Source organism: Pseudomonas sp. GW822-FHT03F04 (genome assembly GCF_058801405.1).
Genome location: NZ_JBXANF010000005.1, coordinates 444012 through 464403, shown reverse-complemented (window position 1 = coordinate 464403; position 20392 = coordinate 444012). Strand labels below are relative to the sequence as shown.

General features: G+C 61.4%; 11 protein-coding genes. 5 read left to right on the top strand and 6 right to left on the bottom strand.

Annotated features, from left to right (window positions below; genetic code table 11):
- Window position 1: 1 nt before the first annotated feature.
- From AC1RMX_RS14545 to AC1RMX_RS14525, 5 genes are read left to right on the top strand one after another with little or no spacing between them, the layout of a single operon-like run.
- Window positions 2-946: a DUF58 domain-containing protein gene (locus AC1RMX_RS14545; RefSeq protein WP_096820033.1), complete on the top strand. Its 945-nt coding sequence runs from the start codon at window positions 2-4 to the stop codon at window positions 944-946.
- Window positions 943-1440 carry a DUF4381 domain-containing protein gene (locus tag AC1RMX_RS14540; protein WP_102620975.1) on the top strand — a complete coding sequence of 166 codons (498 nt, stop codon included), beginning with the start codon at window positions 943-945 and terminating at the stop codon, window positions 1438-1440. The genes AC1RMX_RS14545 and AC1RMX_RS14540 overlap by 4 nt, the downstream gene beginning before the upstream one ends.
- Complete coding sequence (locus tag AC1RMX_RS14535; RefSeq protein WP_096820035.1) at window positions 1433-2512, top strand: vWA domain-containing protein; 1080 nt, start codon at window positions 1433-1435, stop codon at window positions 2510-2512. Before AC1RMX_RS14540 ends, AC1RMX_RS14535 begins: the two co-directional genes overlap by 8 nt.
- A complete protein-coding gene (locus AC1RMX_RS14530) occupies window positions 2509-4245 on the top strand; it encodes a tetratricopeptide repeat protein (protein WP_493072422.1) in 1737 nt (578 codons plus the stop codon). The genes AC1RMX_RS14535 and AC1RMX_RS14530 overlap by 4 nt, the downstream gene beginning before the upstream one ends.
- Window positions 4242-5882, top strand: a complete 1641-nt coding sequence (locus tag AC1RMX_RS14525) for a BatD family protein (protein WP_493072420.1) — start codon at window positions 4242-4244, stop codon at window positions 5880-5882. Before AC1RMX_RS14530 ends, AC1RMX_RS14525 begins: the two co-directional genes overlap by 4 nt.
- Here AC1RMX_RS14525 and AC1RMX_RS14520 read toward each other — a convergent pair.
- The 6 genes from AC1RMX_RS14520 to AC1RMX_RS14495 form a co-directional block, all read right to left on the bottom strand.
- Window positions 5870-7471 (bottom strand): ABC-F family ATP-binding cassette domain-containing protein, encoded by a 1602-nt coding sequence (locus AC1RMX_RS14520; RefSeq protein WP_096820038.1) that lies wholly within the window; start codon window positions 7469-7471, stop codon window positions 5870-5872. The two genes, AC1RMX_RS14525 and AC1RMX_RS14520, sit on opposite strands and share 13 nt — an antisense overlap.
- Window positions 7468-8187: a 4'-phosphopantetheinyl transferase family protein gene (locus tag AC1RMX_RS14515; RefSeq protein WP_493072418.1), complete on the bottom strand. Its 720-nt coding sequence runs from the start codon at window positions 8185-8187 to the stop codon at window positions 7468-7470. Before AC1RMX_RS14515 ends, AC1RMX_RS14520 begins: the two co-directional genes overlap by 4 nt.
- 83 nt (window positions 8188-8270) lie before the next feature.
- Window positions 8271-11036 (bottom strand): alpha/beta fold hydrolase, encoded by a 2766-nt coding sequence (locus AC1RMX_RS14510; RefSeq protein WP_493072416.1) that lies wholly within the window; start codon window positions 11034-11036, stop codon window positions 8271-8273.
- 18 nt (window positions 11037-11054) lie between these two features.
- Window positions 11055-18305, bottom strand: a complete 7251-nt coding sequence (locus AC1RMX_RS14505) for an SDR family NAD(P)-dependent oxidoreductase (protein WP_493072414.1) — start codon at window positions 18303-18305, stop codon at window positions 11055-11057.
- Window positions 18306-18362: 57 nt separating this feature from the next.
- The gene (locus AC1RMX_RS14500; protein WP_096820042.1) at window positions 18363-18917 is read right to left on the bottom strand and encodes an isochorismatase family protein; all 555 of its coding nucleotides are present in this window, start codon (window positions 18915-18917) and stop codon (window positions 18363-18365) included.
- A 48-nt stretch (window positions 18918-18965) separates the two neighbouring features.
- Complete coding sequence (locus AC1RMX_RS14495; protein WP_096820043.1) at window positions 18966-20378, bottom strand: FAD-dependent oxidoreductase; 1413 nt, start codon at window positions 20376-20378, stop codon at window positions 18966-18968.
- Window positions 20379-20392: the final 14 nt, after the last annotated feature.

The following is a 20392-nucleotide window of genomic DNA, read 5'->3' as shown; positions in this document are numbered from 1 at the left end:
GATGAACGCCTCTCTGCCGTCCGAACCGGGTATTCGCGTCAGCCTCGCCGAGCTGATCGAGATGCGTCACCGCGTGCGCGAAGTGCAGCTGTTTTCCACGCCGAGCCAGCGCAGCCCGCTGATCGGCCTGCACCACTCGAAATTCCGTGGCCGTGGCGTGGACTTCGATCAGGTGCGGGTCTATCAGGCCGGCGACGACGTGCGCACCATCGACTGGCGCGTGACCGCGCGGACTCAAGAGCCGCACACCAAGCTGTTCCATGAAGAGCGCGAGCGGCCGATTTTCATCATGGTCGAGCAAAGCACGCGCCTGTTCTTTGGCTCCGGACTGATGTTCAAATCAGTGCTCGCGGCGCAGGCGGCGGCGCTGATCGGCTGGGCCGCGCTGGGCCATAACGACCGGGTCGGCGGGCTGGTGTTCGGCGACAACGAGCATTACGAAATCAAGCCGCGCCGCAGCAAGCAGAGCCTGCTGCAACTGCTCAACCGGCTGGTGAAGGTCAATCAGTCGCTGCACAGCGAGCGCGAACCCGACCGCGATGCGTTTGGCGTGGCGTTGCGCCGGGCTCGTGAAGTGCTGCGCCCGGGCAGTCTGGTGATCGTGATCTGTGACGAGCGCGCACTGACTGACAGTGCCGAGCAGCAATTGAGCCTGCTGTCGCGTCATTGCGACCTGCTGATGCTGCCGCTGTCCGATCCACTGGATCACGCCCTGCCCGCTGCCGGGCTGCTGAGATTCGCTGAACGCGGCGCGCAACTGGAACTCGACACCCTCAACTTCGACCTGCGCCAGACCTATCGCGCCCAGGCCGAAGCACGCATCGCCCGCTGGGAACTGCTCGCGCAGAAACTGCGAGTGTTGCTGATGCCATTGAGCACCCAAAGCGAAATGGTTGAGCAGATGCGCGAGTTCCTCAATCCGCAGCGCCCGGGGAAAGTTCGATGAACGGCCTCGAACAACTGCAACCGCTGATTTCCCCTCCACCGATTGCCTTCTGGCCACCGGCGCCGGGCTGGTGGCTGCTGCTTCTGTTGCTGCCGCTGATCGGCATCGTGCTGTGGCGTCTGCGCCGTTTCATTCCGATCAAGAAGAAACCCATCGTGCGCGCTGAACTGCCGCTCGATCCGGTGCGCATCGCCGCACTCGCCGAGCTGGCGCAAATGGTCAAGCCTTACGACGGCGCCCCGGCCGGCGCGTGGCTGCAACAACTCAACGGCCTGCTCAAACGCCTGTGCCGCAACCACTATCCCTACAGCCAGAGTCACACTCTCAACGGGCGCAAATGGCTGGCGTTTCTCGACAACCGCTGCCCTGCCGCTGGCCTGACTCGCTGGATGGTGCTTGTCGAGGGCGCGTACAAACCCGAATGCAAACTCGACGACAAGGCCATCGCCGGCCTGACGCAAGCCGTCGACACCTGGATCCGCAAGCATGTTTGAGTTCGCCTGGCCGTGGATCTTTGTGCTGTTGCCACTGCCGTGGCTGATGCGCCTTGTGCTGCCGGTCGCGGACAGCGGCGAGCCAGCATTGAAGGTGAGTTTTCTCGGTGACCTGGAAGGCCTCGCCCGCCGCCGTGCCCGGGCCAATCTGCCCGCCTGGCGCCAGCAGGCACCGTTCATGCTGTTGTGGCTGTTTCTGCTGATCGCTGCCGCCCGCCCGCAATGGCTGGGCGAACCGTTGCCGATTGCCGCCAGCGGTCGTGATCTGCTGGTGGCGGTGGACGTGTCCGGCTCGATGGACTTCCCCGACATGCAATGGAACGACGAGGACGTCAGTCGCCTGTCGCTGGTTCAGCATTTGCTCGGCGACTTCCTGGAAAGCCGCGATGGCGACCGGGTCGGTTTGATCCTGTTCGGCAGCCAGGCTTACCTGCAAGCACCGCTGACGTTTGACCGACGCACCGTGCGCGTGTGGCTCGACGAAGCGCGGATCGGCATCGCCGGCAAGAACACCGCCATTGGCGACGCCATCGGTCTGGCGCTGAAACGTCTGCGCATGCGCCCGGCACAGAGCCGTGTGCTGATTCTGGTCACCGACGGCGCCAACAACGGCGGCGAAATCGACCCGCTGACCGCCGCACGACTGGCCGCCAACGAAGGCGTGAAGATCTATCCGATCGGCATCGGTGCCGACCCCGAAGAAAGTGGCGCCACGGCACTGCTCGGCGGCAATCCGACCCTCGATCTCGACGAGCCGGCACTCAAGGCGATTGCCGACGCTACCGGCGGCCGCTACTTCCGCGCCCGCGACGGTAAGGAACTGCAAGCGATCAAGGGCACCCTCGACCAACTGGAACCCGTGGCCCAGCAACCGACCCAGGCACGCCCGGCCCAGGCGTTGTATCAATGGCCACTGGCATTGGCGTTGCTGTTGAGCATGTTGCTGGTTACCCGTGAATTGTGGCCGGACAACCCGTTGCAACGGCTGTTCACCAAGGAGCTATATCTGCAAAGCCCCCTGCCTGACTGGCGCGCGCGCCTCAAGCGTTTGCGTCTGCGGAGGCGCCGATGATCGCCCTCTGGCCGCACTGGTTCCGTCCCTGGTGGTTACTGTTGTTGCCGCTGCTCGGCTGGTTGATCTGGCAGCTCTGGCACCGGCAGAAACGCGCCGGGCGCTGGCAGATGATTCTGCCGCCAGCGTTCCATGCCGCATTGCTCAGTGGCGGCAGCGGTCGCGACAGCAAACTGCCGTGGGTTGCGTTGGGCGTTGCGTGGTTGCTGACGATCCTGGCGCTGCTCGGGCCGAGCTGGGAGCGCGTCGAACAGACCAGCCAGAAACCGGCGGATCCGCTAGTAGTTGTGCTGGAGCTGACCCCGGAAATGCTCGCCACCGACTCGCCGCCGACGCGTCTGGAGCAAGCCCGGCGCAAGCTGTTCGATCTGTTGAAGGCGCGCAGCGATGCGCAGACCGCCATTGTGGTTTACGCGGGCAGCGCTCATACATTGGTGCCGCTGTCGGATGACCTGGCGACCAGCCGCAATCTGCTCGACGCCCTCAAGCCGTCGCTGATGCCAGAGAGCGGTCATCGCGCCGATCTTGCGGTGAGCAAGGCGCTGGCCTTGCTGGAACAGGGGGCGCTGGGTCAGGGACGAATTCTGCTGATCGGCTCTTCGCTGTCCGATGAGGAACGCCAAGGCATTCGCCATGCGTTGAGCGGGCAATCGGCGCAACTGCTGATGCTTGGTATCGGCACCGCCGAGGGCGCGCCGATTGCTCAGGAAGACGGCAGTTTCCTCAAGGACGCACAAGGTGCGATCCGCGTGCCGCAACTTGATAGCCCAGGTCTCGGCGCCTTCCTCAATTCGGTGGGCGGCGAGTACCACAGCGCACGGCTGGATGAGTCGGATCTGGGCAGCCTTGGACTGCTCAATGGCCCGCGTAGCCTGCGCAACGACGGCCAGACCCTGCGCCTCGATACCTGGGCCGATCAGGGTTACTGGCTGCTGTTGCCGCTGTTGCTGCTTGCCGCGTGTGCCGGGCGGCGTGGCTGGTTGTTCTGCCTGCCGCTGCTGTTTTGCCTGCCACAGCCGAGCTACGCTTTTGATTTCGAAGACCTGTGGCTGCGCCCCGATCAACAGGGTTTGCACCTGCTCAAGCAGAAGCGTCCTGCCGAAGCGGCGAAACACTTCGAAGATCATCAGTGGCAAGGGCTGGCGTTGTACGAAGCTGGCGACTACAGTGGCGCCGCCCAGCGTTTCGCCGAAGGCAGCGATGCCCGCGCCCACTACAATCGTGGCAACGCATTGGCGAAAAGCGGTGAGCTGGAAGCGGCGATCGATGCCTACGAACAGGCTCTGGAGTTGCAGCCGGATTTGCGTCCGGCGCTGACCAACAAGGCGCTGGTGGAAAACCTGCTCAAGCAGAAAAACACGCCGCCGCCGACCGAGCCCGAGAAGCAACCGACGCAGCAGAACGTGCCGGGCGACGAACCACCGCCCGCCACTGCACCGCCACCGGCGGTCAAGAATGATGCGCCAAGCGAAGCCCAGCCCGCGGAGTCGGCCAGTGAACCACCGCCGGCCACCCCGCCGCAGCCAGGCCCCAACGAAGTGCCCAACAGCGCGCCGGACGAAGAACAGAACACCAGCCCGACGCTGCGCCCCAGCGAAGACAACGTCGAAGGCGAGCAACGCCAGGCACTGGAACAGTGGCTGGGCAAAATCCCGGATGATCCGGGCGAACTGCTGCGACGCAAATTCTGGTACGAACAGCAACAACATCAGGATCAGGAAAACACTCGATGACCCGTTTCACCGCTCTCTTGCTGCCCCTGCTGATCTGCACGGCCACCGCCCAGGCGGCCGGGCTGACGGCCAGTGTGGATCGCAGTCGCCTGAACTCCGGCGAGACGGTCGAACTCACCCTCGAATCCAACGATGTCACGCAGTTCGGCAAACCTGATCTGACCCCGCTGGAACCGTTGTTCGAGGTGCGTGGCACGCGCCAGGTCAACCAGTTGAACACCCTCAACAACGAGAACCGCGCCACCACCCGCTGGATCATCACGCTGTTGCCGAAACAGAACGGCAGCGTGGAAATTCCGCCGTTGAAACTCGGCGAAACCGAGAGCCAGCCGATCACCGTGCAGGTGGTCGAAAGCGACGTTCACGAAGAACAGAATGCGCTCGATCCGGTGTTCATCGAGTCCAGCCTCGACCAGTCCAGCGTCTACGTGCAGGCCCAGGCCGTCCTGACCCTGCGCATCTACCATTCGGTTTCGCTGTACGACGACAGCAGCGTGACTCCGTTGCAGATCGCCGACGCGCGCATCGAGCAACTGGGCGACACGCGCACCTACGAAAAAGACATCAACGGTGTTCGGCATGGCGTGATCGAGATGCGCTATGCGATCTATCCGCAGCACAGTGGTTTGCTGACCATCACCCCGCAGACCTTCAGCGCCACATTGGTCGACACCCAGCCGGCAAAAGATCCCACCGCCCAAGGGCCGAAAACCGGCAAGTTGCTGCGGGTCGCGTCCTCGGAAATCCCGCTGACCGTCAAACCCAAACCGATCACTTATCCGAGCGATGCGCCGTGGTTGCCGGCCCGCAGCCTGAGCCTGAGCGAGAGCTGGAACCCGGAGCCGGATCACACGCAGGTCGGCGACTCTCTGACCCGCAGCCTGACGCTCAAGGTCGAAGGCCTCGCCAGCTCACAACTGCCCGCCCTGCCCGCCACCGAGGCCAATGGCTTGCGTCGCTACCCGGATCAACCGGTGCTCAACAACCAGAGCAGCGAACGCGGTCTGATCGGCAGCCGTGAAGAACGCGAAGCGCTGGTGCCGAGTCGCAGTGGTTCGATCGAACTGCCGACAGTGGACGTGGTGTGGTGGAACACCTTCGAAGATCACCTGGAACACACCAGCCTGCCGGCGCGCACTCTGCAAGTGGTGAACAACCCGAGCCTGCAAGTCGACACCCCGGCGGGCAGCGCACAACCACTCAGCGGCGCCGACAGTGAAGCGCTGTGGTGGTGGAAACTCAGCACACTGATTCTGGCCTGTACCACCCTGCTCGGCTTCGGCCTGTGGTGGCGTGCCCGCTGGCAACCGGCGATCCTGCGCGCCGCGCAAACCGGCCCGAGCCCGCGCACCCTGCTCGACGACATCAAACGCGCCAGCCAGGCCAACGACCCCCACGCCACCCGCCAGGCCCTCGACGCGTGGGCCCGTCAGCAGCCGGAGACCCTGGCGGATATGGCGGCGCGGTTTGTGCCGTTGTCCGACGCCCTGGACGGTTTGAATGGCGCGCTCTATAGCGAAACCGGGCAGCACTGGCAGGGTGAGGATCTTTGGCGGGCAATCCGCGCAATTCCAACCGCTGAACGGGTACAGGATCCGGTGGGTGACAGCGGCTTGCCGCCGCTTTACCCCAAATAAGCCGGTTCGCTGCCGAGATAGAATTCGGCATCCAGATGTATCGCCTGTAAAAAAGCACTGTCGTGGGAAACGACAATCAACGCGCCGGTGTATTGATCAAGCATCTGTTCGAGGGCGATTTTGCTGGGCAAGTCCAGATGGTTGTCAGGCTCATCCAGCAACAGCAATTGTGGTGGCCGTAGCGCATACAACTCTGCGGCCAGGGCAATTTTCAGACGCTCGCCGCCGCTCAACTGACAGGTTTTGACCTTCGCCCGATCCGCATCAATCCCCATCTGCGCCAACCGCGTCCGCGCTTCGGCTTCGGGCAGCTGCGGATTACTTTCGTAAAGCCATTGCACCGCCGTACGTTCGGGATGCTGCAGTCCGGCATGTTGATCCAGCCAGCCGACATGACAACTGCGCACAACCTCCCCCGCACGCGCGGCAAGTTTCCCGGCGATGACCTGCAACAGGGTCGATTTACCGCTGCCGTTGGCGCCCAGAATCGCCATGCGCATCGGTCCCGTCAGTGTCAGATTGACAGGCTCCGTGTGGCCGAAAGGCAGAACGACATTGATCAACTGCACAATCAGTTTGCCTCTGGGCACCGAGCATTCCGGTGACAACATCATGCGCTGGATCTCCGGGGCACAGCGCGCCCGGGCCTCGGCGATACGTTGCTGTTGTTGTTCGCGGGCCAACTGCTGAGTGAGGCGTAACTTGCCCTGACTGTTTTCGCTGCGCTCCTTTTGCGCATTGGTAATGATTTTGGTCTGGTTGCCGTCACGCGCCTGACGGTCGCCGCGAGCATTGCGTCGTTGTTGACGCTCCATCTGCACGACCATCTCACGTTGCTCACGCCGGGCCTGTGCCCGCTCGCCTTGCAATGCCGACTGAAACGCCTGCTGTTCTTGCTCGCGCGTCGCTGAGTAATGACTGTAGTTGCCGCCATACACCGCCAGCCCCAAGGGCGAAAGCTCGACAATTTCGTCGACGTGATCCAGAAGACTGCGGTCGTGGCTGATCAGGATCAACCCGTTGGGCCAGCGCTCGATCTGCTGCGCGAGCTTGTGCTGCTGATCGATGTCCAAGTGGTTGCTGGGCTCATCCAGAATCAGCCAGTCGGCCCTTGATAACCACGCGCCCATCAGTGCCACCCGCTGCCGCTCGCCACCGCTGAGCGTGTCGGTGCGAGAGTCGGCACCCAAATGACCGAGGCCGATCTGCTGCAACTCTGCCTCAAGGCGAGTGGCACAATCCCATTGGTCGAACGCCAGTGCGTAGTCGGCGTCATCGACGCTGCCTTGGGCAATGCGCCCCAGCGCCGCCAGAACCGGCGCGACCCCGGCCAGCGCGGCGACGGTGGGAAAGCGCTCGGGTTCAAGTAATTGCGCCACCGCGTACACCGGCCCTTCACGGCGAACGATGCCACTGGTGGGCTGTTGTTCACCCGTGAGGAGCCGGCCGAGCAAGGACTTGCCACACCCATTGGCACCCACGATGCCCGTGGCCCTGGAACTGAAGGTGTGGTTTAAGTGATCGAACAGCACGCGCCCGTCGGGCAGGTTGAACGACACTTGATCAAGTTGCAGTAACCGTTGAGTCATGACGCTTCCTTGAATAATCGACCCGAGGGGCAACGCGCCGCTCCCTGATGATGCGCAACAACACCCGGCGGATGGGCGATGACCGTGAACACGGCATCGGCCCCTATTTGAAAATGGCCTTCAAAGAGCATACCGGCCCGGATCGACGCCGACAGCTCTTGTGTCACCCTCAACACCAGGTGCCCGGTGGGCCAATGTATCTCGACGAGGCGCGCCGCATCGAAATCAAAATACCGGCCAACCTGCGGAAACAGGGCCTTGAACAGGCTTTCCTTGGCTGAAAAAGCCAGGGTCAACATCTGCTCGAAAGTCCCCTGCGTCGCAAGGTAACGGGCTTCCTGACGGTCGACGATCGTTGCGCTGATTCTGTCGGCGACCTCAGGTGCCAGCCACGGCTCCAAGTCCAGACCGAGCAACCCGACCTCGCAAGTCCTAGCCAGACAGCTGACCGCAATAGACGATGTGTGGCTGATGGAGCCGATCCAGCCGCTCGGCCATATCGGCTGACGATGCGGCCCCGAACCCACCTGCACCGGCGCGAGATTGCGCCTGGCCCACAGATGCTGGCTCAACCAACGTCCGGCCAGGTATTCGGCCTGACGGCCAGTGACCGCCCGGGCAATGGCTGGCGGACAATCAATACCCGCGCAGGCGTACAAACCGCGATTGAAACGCTGCAGATCAAACCGCCCCGACACCGCCGTGACTGCCGACATGCCCAGGTCCAGCGCTTCGATTTCGCTGAGGAAACCGCCCAGAACGCACGGCCCCGGTTCCTGCCGGGTTGGGGTCCGACTATTCAATGTTGCCGAGCCTGTACAAAGTCGAACAGAAGCTCATTGAAACGTCGCGCAGCGGTCAGCGGAATGAAATGCCCCTGATCGGCAAATACTTCCAGGCGGACATCCGGCAAACGCTGCAGCAATTCCACATCCGTTCGGTCGATCACGACATCCTGCTGACCGTGAACGATCAACGTCCGCACATCAATGCTCGGCAGTTGCGCGCTGAAATCGAGTGCTCCGAGCATCTGATAATAGTGACTCAGCGTACTCATCGATGCGCCGGCCCCCACTTGCTCGGCAATGTTTTGCCGAGGTTCGAGCAAGATGTCCAGGTAGTCGGCATGGGCTTTGAGCTCAGCATTCAATTCGATAGTCTTGCCGAAAATATCATCGCCAAAACGTGCAGCGGTGCTGATCAGGATCATTGACTCGACGATTGCCGGGGCGCGTTGACCAAGCGCCAGGGCGAGACAGCCTCCCAACGACCAGCCCACTACCGGCACCGCACGGCCGCCAAGTTGTTGATTGATGTAAGCCTCGATCTCCAGCACCAGCCCTTCCAGACTGAACCGGCCTTCATCCAGCGGGGTGCCCTGGTGACCGGGATAGGACGGGATGTGCAGGGCGAAACCCTGGCGCGTCAGGACGTTGACTTGCTGCATCCAGGCCTGCGCGCTCATGTTCAGCGGTGGCAGCAGTAAAATCGCCCGCCCTTGTCCAGTTTGTGTCCAGGTCATCGGCGTGCGACCCATCGGCCTGTCGACGTCCCTGCCGAGCGCGACAGTCGATTCGGTTTGCAATCTCTCAACGGCCTCGGCAAGCGCGGCAATGGATGGAAAATCGAAGACGTCGTGAGGCTGCATCCGGCTGGCACCGGCACCCATTCGACCCAACAACTCAATCAACGAAATCGAATCGACACCGTAATCGCGCAGCGAGCGGTTGGTATCAATGTCGGCCTCATCGAATCCGAGCAAACGCGCCAGATCACTTTTCAGCGCCTGCAAAACATTGCCTCGTGGCGAATCCGGCCTGGCAACGGCTGCCTGCGCGGCTATCAGCTCGGTCCCGACCCAGTAGGATTTTCGATCAAACGGGTAACCGGGCAGCTCGATGCGTGGGTAACGAGCCGCTTGCGCGTTGCTGTACAGCGCCAGATCGTGGCCCGCCAACCAACGCTGCAAACGCTCCTCGAGCACCGGGTCGCCCAAGGCTTCGCCCCTGTAGCGACCGACGTCGAGTGGCTCTACCGGTGTCGCCAGCCATTGCTGCAGTCGCATCGTCAAAGATGCACGCGTCGAAGCCGTGACAGCCAGACGCAGACGATAGACTTGGCTTCCTTTACCAAGCGCCACACTGAGCGCGGCCATTTGATCGTCGGCCAGACCGTCGACAACGCTGAGCATCTGACGAACACGCGCTTGCAGGCTGGCGGAAGATTGCGCGCTGAACAAAAACGCCCAAGGGCCGGCACTGTGCTGCGAGTCAATCGGGCGCGGCACAGGCTTGCCGAGCACCAGATGAGCATTACTGCCGGTAAATCCGAATGCACTGACACAGGCATAGTCCTTGTCGGACGGCCAGGGCACTGCCTGTTCACTGACTTTGAACCGATCAAGCTGCAAAGCGCTGTTGAGGGACCCCGCCAGAGACTGGCCCGGAATAGTCTCGTGACGAAAGATCATCAGCGTCTTGATCACGCTGGCCAGTCCGGAGCACACCAGTGTGTGGCCAACGACGCTTTTCGAAGCGCCCAGGTAAGCGTCATAAGGTTGCTGCTGAGCGCGGAAGCCGTTGACCAGCCCGGCCACTTCTATCGAATCCCCCAACTGTGTACCGGTCCCGTGAGCCTCGACGTAGCCGATACGTCCCACATCGATGCCGTAACGTTGGTAACAACCGGCGATCAGCGCCGCTTGTGCCTGGCTGTTAGGCGCCATCATGCCGTTACTCATGCCGTCGTGGTTGAGGCTGATCGCCTCGATGCTTGCCAGCACCTCCAGACCCAGTTCGCTAGCCTTGTCGGCGTTCATCAACATGATTGCCGCGACACCTTCAGAGGGAACGAAACCGTCGGCCTGATCACCGAAGGCATCGCAATGCCCGCTCATCGACAACATGTTCGAGCGTTGGGCAAACTCGAACACCTCCGGGGTGGCGAACACCGAAACCCCCGCTACCAGAGCAGCCTCGCATTCACCGGCACGCAACTGGGCAACGGCGATCTGCAAGGCTGTCAGTGACGATGAACAGGCAGTATCCAGCGTCACCGAAGGGCCATGAAAATCGTAGAAATACGACACCCTTCCCGCCAGCGACGAAGCCGCATTACCCAGAAAGCTGTGGCTGCTGAACGCCGCTTCAGGCTCCTGTGCCAGCAAAAACTTGTAGTCACCGGGCAGGCCGGTGCAAAACACGCCGCACTGCAAGTCACGCAAGGTTTGCAGCGGTACGCCGCCGTCATCCAGAAGATGTTGCACGGTCTCCATCAACAGTCGTTGTTGCGGGTCCATGCAACGCGCCTCGTTGGGCGAGATACGAAAAAAACCCGCATCGAACGCGTCCACCTGTTCCAGCAGGCCACCATGAACTGCCGCCCCGCGCAGAGACTCCCAACGCGTGACCGGTGCAACACAACGCCGGCCGACCATCAGGTTCTGCCAATAGGCCGACAAGGACTCGCTGCCGGGCAAACGGCAGGCCGCCGCGACAATCACCACTTTCTCGCCCGGTGGCGGTTTGATCTGCGTTGTCATGTTGTTCGTTTCGTCCGTGTGCATTGTTCTGCTCCTTTGATTTCAGCGATTGCCCGGCTGAACCTGTACTTCATCGTCAAACCAATACTGGCGCGTATCGAAGGCATAACCCGGCAAATGCAGGCGGCCAGCCTGCGGATACAGGGTCTGCCAGGGCACCTGCCCACCCTGCAAATAGCGTTCGCGCAGGTCCGCCCCTTGCTGATCGAGGTCGGCGCCTTCGCTGTCGCGTCCGACCTGGCGAATATCCGGGGGCAGTTCTGCGCGCAAAGCCTGCAGCAACGCATCGACGGTACGAACGTTCCAGGCCAGGCGGTATTCAAAATGCTCACGCCCGACCCCCAGGGTAAATGCAATGTCGGCCAGAGCCCGGGACTGAACCAAGGGCGATTCAAGGTGCCGCAGCAAGGCGTCCTTCATGGCAAGCAACGAGTCGCGACTGCGGGCAGACAAGACGACCAGATGTTCCTCATGGCTCGATGCCTGCGGTGTGGTGGAGGCCGGCGGTTCGCTCAGCACCACATGAGCATTGGTGCCGCCGAAACCGAACGAACTGATTCCGGCGACGCGTTCCTGCCCCTCCCAGGGCGTATTGCGATCCAGCACTTTGAATGGCGAATGCTCGAAGTCGATGTAGGGATTGAGTGTGCGCAGATGCAAATTGGCCGGCAGCATTCGGTGCTTGAAGGCCAGAATCACTTTGAACAAGGATGCAATGGCAGCGGCGGGCTCCAGGTGACCGACATTGGACTTGACCGAGCCGAGCAACACCGTGTTTTTCTGGTCCGGCGCCAGCGTGCGCCAGGCGCCCTTCAAGGCATCGATTTCCACTGGATCGCCCAGGCGGGTGCCCGTGCCATGGGTCTCGATGTAACTGACGCGCGCCGCCAGCTCCGGGGTATAGGCCGCCAGCAACAAGCGTTTTTGTGCGTTGGGGTTCGGCGCCGTCAGTGAGTGCCCCCGCCCACCGTGATTCTCCTCGGCGGCTTCAATCACCGCATGGATGCTGTCACCGTCGCGCCGAGCATCGGCCAGGCGCTTGAGCAACAGACTGCCAACCCCCTCCGCACGTACGTAACCATCGGCTTCGCTATCGAAAGTGGCGCAACGAAAGTTTGGCGAGAGCACGCCCATACTCTGCGCCGCTTCGGTCATGTCGCTGTCGATCAACAAGCTGACTGCACCGGCCAGCGCGTAATCGCACTCCCCACGTTGCAGCGACATGACCGCGCGGTTCACCGCCACCAACGCACTCGAACAGGCCGTATCGATCGATTGGCTCGGCCCTTCGAAATCGAACAGGTAGGACACCCGGTTAGCCAACATGGCGTGGGCGTTCCCGGTGGCGGCAAAGGGGTGAAAGCTTTGCCCCGAACGCTGCAGCAACGTCTGGTAATCCGTGAACTGGACCCCCGCAAAAACCCCCACCCGCTTGAGCGAGGACGGCGCGTAACCGGCATCGAGCAACGTGTTGTAGCACGCTTGCAAAAACAGTCGGTGTTGCGGGTCCATCAGCATTGCCTCACGCGCCGATATACCGAAAAAACGCGCGTCGAAATGCTCGATATCGGCAATGATTCCGGCGTGACAGTCTTTGTCTGGCCAGCGACGTACTGCCTGGATTGCACTGCGGTTGGCGATCAGTCCCTGCCAGAATCCGGCGATGTCATCGCCGCCGGGCAAGCGGCCGTCCATGCCGATGATCGCAATCCGCTGGTCATGGGCATCTGTAGCGTCAGCCGGCATTGTCAGCGTTGCCGAAGCTGACGGAACCCCTGGCACCGATGGCGAAACCGCAGTCGCCTGCGCACCGCGCTCATGAAGGTATTCGATCAACTGCGCGACCGAGTTGTAGGTAAACAGGGTATTGGGTGCCATCGGCACGTTGAACTGCGCCTCAATGTCTTGCGCCAGTTGCTGCAACATGACCGAGTTCAATCCCAGGTCACCAAAACTGCAATGATCATCGATGTTTGCGGTGAGCAATCCGGTCAACGCACTCAACAGCACCTTGAGCCGCAACTTCAGTGCCTCAGGCGTTGCCGATTCACGGGTTGTTTCAGCGTTGGTCGCTGCGCCGGCTTGCGGCGCCGAGTGGCTGTGCAGTCGGTCGGGAGCAATACTGCGACGGATCTTCTCGCTGTCACCCATGAACGGAGCAATCTGCGTCATGCTCGCGTCCACGCCATCAATCAGCCGCACCAACAGATCGACGCCGACGGCCGGGGTCAACGGTTGCATGCCGTAGTTGTCTTGCAGGTAGCGACCCAGGGCAGCGCGATCCGACGCGTCGTCACTGTGTTCCTCAAGCCACAAAGGCCAGTTCACCGACAGGCTCAAACCACGCCGATGCCCCTGCGCGACTTGCCGCTGACGGCCGCCAGCGAACAGGTCCAGATAATGATTGGCCACGGCGTAGTCGGCCTGGCCGACATTGCCGAACAACCCGGACACAGAGGAAAACAACACGAAGAAGTCCAGCGCTACATCGGCAGTCGCATGATCGAGATTACGCGTGCCGTTGAGCTTCACCGCAATCACTTTCTGGAAATCTTCCAGTTGTTTATTGCGCAACAGCCCGTCGCGAGTGATGCCGGCAGCATGCAACACGCCGTGCAACGCACCGTGCCTGGCAATGACCGATCTGACCAGATCATTCACGGCAGCGCTATCGCTGATGTCGGCGCTGATGTACTCAACGTTTGCCGGTGCCGCCAACCCGGCCAGCTTGTCGCGCTCAACGTCCCCGGCGGGGCTGCGACCGACCAGTACAACCCTGGCGTCGAACTGCTGGATCAAGCGCGCCGCGACCGCCAGCCCGATAAGGCCCAGACCGCCGGTGATCAGGTAGACGCCCTGGTGGCGAAAACGGCTGCCGGCCGCCACCGGCCATGGCACTTCACGAACGCGGGACTGCCAACGCTCACCGGCCCCATGCCGAGTGGCATTGAAGCCATCGACGGCATTGGCCAGTTCCCCCCGCACTGACACCAGCAGTTCCGGGACACGTTCAAAATCGTGCGCAGCGACGGTCATCGACAGCAACTGGAATTCAGGCTGCTCCATCTGCAACACGCGAAACAATCGGTTCACGGCACCGGCGGCGGGCATCGGCCAGGTATCCAGACGTTCTTCGTGGACAAAGGCCATCCGGTAGCCCGCCCCTTCAGCACTGATCGCCTTGGCCAGCGTGAACTGCCAGCCCGCCCATGCAGCTTGCATGTCCTCGGCACTACTGTGAACCAGGTTGATCAGCCATGGCCGCCGCACCCTGTCGCTCGAGGCGTAGCGCTGCAGGACTTGCCGACAATCGTCGATCGAATCACTGCGCACCTGGGCGAAGTGCTCATCCAGGTGCAGGCTGTCGCCGGGCGTCACCACCACGGTGTGCGGTTGCCCGACCAACGCACGAGCTTGCGACGGACTGCAAAAAACAATGACGCCCTGCCCTTGCGCGCCGGTCGATGGATGAACCGCTTGCGGCTCCCAGACGGTTTGAAAACACACAGGCTCCGAGACTTTTTCCAGCGCGCCAGTGTGCTCGCGGCCAGAGGCCTGCACAGCCGTGACCGTCGGCCCCGGGATGAAGAGTTGGTCATCCCAGTACGACTGTTCTTCAAACGGATAATGAGGCAACGACACCAGCCTGCGGCGATCATGCAACGCTGCGAAATTGAGTGTCCCACCCGCCAGATAAGACGCCTGAAGCGGTTGCAACACGGACTGCGACTGAGCAGCAACAGGCTTGTCGGCCGCGACATCCGCCAGCTGTCGGTTGAAGCTCGCCAGGTTCTCGGCAACAAAACAGTGACGGTGGCCAAAATGTTCACGCGCAACGCCCAAGGTATAGGCAATCGCCGCGAGGCTGGCTTGCGGGTGCTCCTTGAGCCAGGCGTGCAGGTCGTTGATCCGGGCCTTTAGTGCCGAGGGTGTACGCGCTGAAACGGGCAACAGATACTCAGCGTGCGGCTCCGGCGCGGGTGGCGCCGCGATGTACTGCTGAACGATGACATGCGCATTGCTCCCCCCGGCACCGAACGAACTCAGCCCGGCCAGCAGCGGTGCCTGGGCGCTCCAGGCTTCGCGGGTGCGCGGCAGGCGAAAGTCTGTCTCGGCGAGATTCAGCCAGGGATTTTCGATTTCACAGTTAAGCGTCGGCACCCGCACCTGATGCTGGAACTGCAACAGGATTTTCACCAGTCCAGCCAACCCGGCAGCCGATTCAAGGTGCCCGATATTGCTCTTGATCGAACCGATGCAGCGCCGCTCGCCTTGCCGTGTGCCATAGGCTGCGCTTAGCGCATTGATCTCGATGGGATCGCCCAGCCGAGTGCCGGTGCCGTGGGCTTCCACGTAATCGATCTGATTGGCCTCCACGCCCGACTTGCTCAACGCCTGACGAATCACTTGCTCCTGCGCTCTAGCCGAGGGCACGGTAAAACCGCTGGAGCGTCCGCCACTATTCAGCGCACTGGCACGAATGACGCCGTGAATTCGGTCGTCATTGGCTTGTGCGTGGGCCAGCGGTTTGAGTATCAGGGCAATGGCGCCCTCGCCCGGCACATAACCGTCGGCTTCAATACCAAAACTGTGGCAGCGCCCACTGGGACTCAGGAAACGCCCCGCCGAGAGCAATTTGAACTTGCCCGGATGCGGCATGATATTGACCGCACCGACCAACGCCTGAGTGCATTCGCCACTGCGCAAACTGTTGATGGCCAGATGCAGGGCCGTCAGCGACCCCGAACACATGGTATCGACACACAGGCTCGGCCCTTGAAGATTGAACGTGTAGGAAATGCGGTTGGCGATCGAGGCGAAAGAACTGCTCGTCACCGCACTGGCAGCGTTGAGGTTTTGATAATGGCCGAACATTGCCGCCGTAAAGACGCCCGTGCTCTCCAGCGCAAAGGCAAAGTGCCCGGCGTCTTCCAGCGCATGGTAGGCCATTTCCAGCAGCCGCCGTTCCTGAGGATCCAGACGCGCGGCCTCAATCGGCGTGATGGAAAAGAAGCCTGGATCGAACTGTTTGGCCCGGCGCAGAAACCCGCCATGACGGCCATAGCTGGTGCCCGCTTGTTTGGGGTCAGCGCAGTAGTCGCGCTGCCAGTCCCAGCGCTCGGGGGGAATGACAGTGATCGCCTCCGACCCGGACTCCAGCAACGCCCACAACTGGGCCAGATTGTCCGCGCCGGGAAACTCGCCTGCCACGCCGATAATCGCAATATCGTCAGGGCGATAGTGAACGCTGGTATCGGACGCAGCATCGACCCCGGCATTGATCGTCACCTTCGCCGTCACGTCAGCCGGCTTGATCTCTGCTGCCGTTTGCCTCACGGCAGTCTCCAGCACGGCAGCCACCTGCACCGCAAAGCGCTCTGTGAGAAAACGTACGATCTGGCCGATGCTTGAGTATTCAAACAACAGTGTCTTGCTGATGTTGACCGGGGCTTGGCTCGACAGACGTCGTGCCAGTTCGGTGGCGATATTGATACTGGTCACCGAGTCCAGGCCACGCTCCAGCAGATTGTCGTCCACTGCCGGATCGGACAGGCCGCTGAAGCGCTGAACCAGCTCTTGAACCCACTGTGTCAGGCGCGCCTCAAGGCTGGCCTGTGCGCCAGGCACGGACGCAATCGCCTCAACGGCGGGTACGGGCGTCAATGTCTGCACCCTTTCACTGGTAAACGCTGCGGCCAGCGCTCCGGGCTGGGTAGCCAGCAAATAGTCCGTCAATGCGCCGATCGATGAATAATCGAAAATCAGCGCCTTGCTCAGGGAAACTGCGACGCCAGTGGCGCTCAGCCGCTGCTCTACCGCCGAGACAATGCTGATCAGCGCGGACGATGTCACCCCCAGCGCCACCAGCGATGCGTCCTGCGAAACATCGCGCAAACCACTGAAGGTATGAACCAGTGAACCCAGCCACTCACTGACCTGAGCTTGCGCCGGCAGCTGCGCGGCGGCCACTGCGTCGGTGACAGTTTGTCCGTCATTTGATGGGTTCAGTGCGCCCAGTACGGCGCGACTGCCAGCGAAGGCCACCAGCCGTGGCGCGCTCTGATCGAGAATGCCGCGCAATGCCGCCAGCCCCTGCTCGTCCGACAAGGGCAGTAACTCACTGCTGCCTTCGGCCATTTGCATGCCTTCGGAAGCCCACAACCCCCAGTTGATCGATTGCCAGCGCGCATGGCCGCCGGGTGCCTGACGACTGACAAAATCGGTCAGCTCATCGATAAAACCGTTCGCAGCGGCGTAGTCAGCCTGACCGACATTACCCACCAGTCCACTGAGGGAACTGAAGTGACAGACAAAACCTGGCTGTATCAGTGAGTCCAGTGCCCAAAGATTCAGACTGCCGGCAATCTTGGGTAACAGCACTCGCTCGACATCAGCCGGATTTTTATTGATCAGCAGGCGATCAGCCGTCGTGCCCGCCAAGTGAAAAACCCCGTCAATGTCGCCATAACGATCCTTGAAATGTTGCAGAGCGCCCGCCAGTGACTGGCGGTCCGCTACATCGGCCTGCACATAAGAGGTTACTCCGTGTGCCACAAGCATCGCGCGTCGCTCGTCATCCACCGGCGAACGGCCAACCACACAGACCTTGGCCCGGTACTCGCGAGACAGCCATCGACACAACAACCGACCGACACCGCCACCGCCACCCGTGACCACGTAGCAAGCGTTGGTGCGCAAGGCGGATTCAGCGCTCGCCGCAAGTCGATAATCCACCGGCTCAAGGTGCTCACACGCCAGCGTGTGCCCGTCGAAACGGTAGCGAACACCTGGCTGCTGCAACACTGTGGCAATGGCTTGGGCCAACGTCGAGGTCAACGCGCCCTCAACGATCAGAGAGGTATATTGCAGGCGAGTGGTTTCCTGGCATGCCGACAACCCCAGACCGTCAAGCACACTCGCGGCCAGCGCATCGTGACGGCGCAGCCCGACCAGCGTGATGGCTCTGGACTGCTTGATCAAACCCTTGAGCAGCGCCAGAAAAACCTGAGTGCATTGGCTGACTGCCGAGTATTGCTCAACGGCGGGCGGGCACTCCCCGGACAATGCGCAAAGAACCGTGTGCGCACGGCCAGCGTCGAGGCGTGAGAGGAGTTTTTCCAGTTCATCCGGTGCGGCCAGGCGTTCGATGTCAGTCTGAATGACCGCCAGCCCAGCGGTGCTGCCCCAGCGCGCGAACTCATCGCTGTCGGTCAGCAGGACACTGCCGCGCAACGCTGCAACCGACCCGGAAGCAATCGGTTTCGGGACGAAATGACGCTTGAAAATATCCATATAAAAAAATCTCTCGGTAACCATCGAAGCCGGTGTGCTGGCAATCCTTCTGTTCGTTTAGCGGATGTATCGCCCGTCCAGATATTTCATTGCCAGCTCGATGTAGTCGGGCCGCGTGGAGTGACGGATGCATTCGAAGAAGAACATTTCCCGGGTCAGCACGCGTATGCCTGCCTGCGCGAAATTGGCCAGCGCGTGCTGGTGGTCGAAAAGATTGCGCGCACTGCACGCATCCGCCATCACACTGACCTCATAACCTGATTCGCGCAGGCCCAGTGCCGACTGCAGAAGGCACACATGCGACTCCGCCCCGGCCAGCACCACCTGGCGCCTGCCGGCAGCCTCAAGTGGATGGGCAATCGAGTCATGCGAGCTGCAGTCGAACCAGGTCTTTTCAAGATAAGAGGCGCTGCCCGCCACCTCTTTCAATGCCTGGGACGATGCGCCGAGTTTGCTGTGCTCGATAATCAGCGTCGGCACCTGGAGGGTCTGTGCCACATCGGCGAGCCAGCAGCAGTTGTTCAGCACTTGCGTGCCTTCATGCAGCAACGGAATCATTTCCAGTTGCATATTGAAAATAACCACGCAGACGTTGTCGGCCTGGATCAACATAATGAAACTCCCTGTCAGATGATGTGCTCGCGAAACCGCTGAGTCGGCTTAAACGATGACGTCCTTGATGAATTTGTGAGACTGGCTCTTGTGCAGCGAGGTGCCCTTGGCGGCCGCGAACAGCATGTTGGTCAGTGTCGCCTTGAAGCGCTCGGAGGGGCGGTGCACCCCCATCAGATCCTTGATGACATTGAACTGAATGGCGGCCAGATTATTGTCGGCAAAGGGATGGTCGGCACCCAGCCGGTGGGCAATGACCAACCCCGACACCACCGCCCCTTCGTGACCGGTCAGTGAGGTGTCGGTGCCGCAGTACCAGAGTTTCCCCAGCCCCTGAATGCGGCGATAGCGCGACTTCTGGTAGAAGTCGACCGGACGCAGCTTCGGCAATTTCCAGTGCTGTTCACACACTTGCCGTTCGGGGCAGATGGCCTGTTTGGGGTCGAATGTCACCAACACCGGCTCACGCACATGGGCATAGGGCGCCAGAGCATTGTTGATACGCGTCAGCTGCCCATGATCCGCGCCCTCGAGACCGGCAGGTCGGGAAAACTCGCAGTACTCACCCCGCCCGCCTTCGACCAGCAGTTGTTCATCGGTGTGCAGCACACTGCGAGTCGGCACATAGTCAAAACGCGAAAGAATGTCCCGTTGTTCGGCACTCGGTGCTTCGAGCAACTTGAGGGTGACATCGGCGTGCGTAGCAAAGATCACACTGTCGAAATGTTCAATGTCGCCTTGTTCTGTCTCCACCCGCCAGCCACGACCGGCCTCCTTGCGTACTTGCCGTATCGGGCAGGCAAGGCGTACGCGCGCCCCCAATATCTCGCCCAGAAGGCGCAGATAGCCGTCGATGCCGCCCTTGGCCTTGCGCCAGACACCCGGCGTGAAAAACGACAACAGGCTCATGTTGAACGAAACCGCGACGTACATGAGCGTGTATTCCAGCGAGGGTGCGTTGCATCCGGAAAACGTCGTCAACAGGGGCAGCAATGCCTGCTGTTTAAAGGTTTCGGAGTAGTTGCGCTCGGCGAGAAACTGTCCGATGTTGAGTTTCTTGTAGCGCGGATCTCCGTCGCTGAGCACCTGGGTCATGTCCAGATGAAAGCGGTCGATCTCATCAGCCAGTTCCTCGCGCAGGTGCCCGCGGCCGTGCAGGTTGCTCCAGGCATTGTCGACCCCGGGAAATGCTGCGCGAAACGACATGGGCGCGATGTAGGTCTCGATGCCCAACTGCTGCAACATCGCGAACAGGTTCGGGGCCAGGCGTTCGTTGAAATATTCGACCCCCATGTCGACGTGCAACGTGTCCTCACCGACATTGAAATGGTGGGTATAGGCATGCCCTCCCAATCGCGGGCCGGCCTCGAACAGAGTGACATCATGTAGCGTGTGCAACTGCCAGGCGGCCGTCGTACCTGCGGCACCGCCGCCAATAATCGCAATCCTTTCGCGTTTCATATCGACCTCATCCG

Excerpts from the sequence above, each read along its gene's own strand:
- AC1RMX_RS14545 (WP_096820033.1), top strand. The coding sequence starts at position 2 with ATGAACGCCTCTCTGCCGTCCGAACCGGGTATTCGCGTCAGCCTCGCC.
- AC1RMX_RS14540 (WP_102620975.1), top strand. The coding sequence starts at position 943 with ATGAACGGCCTCGAACAACTGCAACCGCTGATTTCCCCTCCACCGATT.
- AC1RMX_RS14535 (WP_096820035.1), top strand. The coding sequence starts at position 1,433 with ATGTTTGAGTTCGCCTGGCCGTGGATCTTTGTGCTGTTGCCACTGCCG.
- AC1RMX_RS14530 (WP_493072422.1), top strand. The coding sequence starts at position 2,509 with ATGATCGCCCTCTGGCCGCACTGGTTCCGTCCCTGGTGGTTACTGTTG.
- AC1RMX_RS14525 (WP_493072420.1), top strand. The coding sequence starts at position 4,242 with ATGACCCGTTTCACCGCTCTCTTGCTGCCCCTGCTGATCTGCACGGCC.
- AC1RMX_RS14520 (WP_096820038.1), bottom strand. The coding sequence starts at position 7,471 with ATGACTCAACGGTTACTGCAACTTGATCAAGTGTCGTTCAACCTGCCC.
- AC1RMX_RS14515 (WP_493072418.1), bottom strand. The coding sequence starts at position 8,187 with ATGTCGGCAGTCACGGCGGTGTCGGGGCGGTTTGATCTGCAGCGTTTC.
- AC1RMX_RS14510 (WP_493072416.1), bottom strand. The coding sequence starts at position 11,036 with ATGCACACGGACGAAACGAACAACATGACAACGCAGATCAAACCGCCA.
- AC1RMX_RS14505 (WP_493072414.1), bottom strand. The coding sequence starts at position 18,305 with ATGGATATTTTCAAGCGTCATTTCGTCCCGAAACCGATTGCTTCCGGG.
- AC1RMX_RS14500 (WP_096820042.1), bottom strand. The coding sequence starts at position 18,917 with ATGTTGATCCAGGCCGACAACGTCTGCGTGGTTATTTTCAATATGCAA.
- AC1RMX_RS14495 (WP_096820043.1), bottom strand. The coding sequence starts at position 20,378 with ATGAAACGCGAAAGGATTGCGATTATTGGCGGCGGTGCCGCAGGTACG.